Raw genomic sequence first — 1,128 nt, forward strand, 5'->3', positions numbered from 1 at the left:
CTGCAGGAGCTGCCGCGAACCGTTCGACTATTTCAAATGTCACTAGCACCGTCATTGCGAGCGCAGCGAAGCAATCCACCTCTCGGAGCAAAGAGAATGGATTGCTTCGCTGCGCTCGCCATGACGTCGATGGGGCGGAGCCGAACTTTCGATGTCACACGCACCTAGATTCCATACGCTCGCCGTCAATGACCTGCGCCGCGAATCCGCCGACGCGGTGTCGATGACGTTTGCGATCCCGCCAAACCTGATCGCCGACTACCATTTCGTTCCCGGCCAGTACCTGACCCTGCGCACAACTATGGACGGCGAGGAAGTCCGCCGCTCTTATTCGATCTGCTCCGGGCCCGACGACGGCGAACTGCGCATCGCGGTCAAGAAGGTCGATGGCGGCGCGTTCTCGAACTGGGCCGCCGACGAATTGAAGGCCGGCGACCAACTCGACGTCATGACTCCGACCGGCCGCTTCGGCGTCGTGCCGGCGTCCGACCAGGCGCGGACCTATGTCGGTTTTGCCGCGGGCTCCGGCATCACGCCGGTTCTGTCGATCGTGAAAGGCGTGCTGGCGCGCGAACCGGACAGCCGGTTCTTTCTGTTCTACGGCAACCGCTCGACGTCGGGCATGCTGTTTCGCGAGGCGCTGGAGGAGTTGAAAGACCGCTTCATGCAGCGGCTGTCGGTGTTCCACGTGATCTCCGGCGAGGAGCAGGACATTCCGATCCTGCACGGCCGGATCGACGGCGCGAAGGTGAGGGTGCTGCTGCGCTCGCTGATCCCGGCATCCGATGTCGATCACGTCTTCATCTGCGGCCCGGCGGCCATGAGCGAGGATATCGAGACGACCTGCCGCGATATCGGCATCGCCGCCGAGCGCATCCACGTCGAGCGGTTTGTTTCGGAATTCGGCGGCAAGCCGCGTCCCAGGGCCGTGATCGAACCGGGCGCGCCGCCCAGGGCGATGGCGTCACTGATCATCGATGGCAAGCGCCGCGAGGTGCCGGTTGCCGACGGCGAGGGCATTCTCGATGCGGCGCTGCGCGCCGGCATGGATCTGCCGTTCGCCTGCAAGGGCGGCATGTGCTCGACCTGCCGCGCCAGGCTGGTCGAGGGCAGCGCCGAGATGGAGGT

Annotated in this window: 1 protein-coding gene; it reads left to right on the forward strand. The window is 64.8% G+C overall.

The features are described 5' to 3' along the window. Window positions 1-151 precede the first annotated feature (151 nt). Window positions 152-1,128, forward strand: a 977-nt coding sequence (locus tag Q8R73_RS18980) for an FAD-binding oxidoreductase (RefSeq protein ID WP_305721086.1), incomplete at its 3' end; no start/stop codon positions are given.

It is taken from the genome of Bradyrhizobium sp., assembly GCF_030697065.1.
In the GTDB taxonomy this organism is placed as follows: domain Bacteria; phylum Pseudomonadota; class Alphaproteobacteria; order Rhizobiales; family Xanthobacteraceae; genus Bradyrhizobium.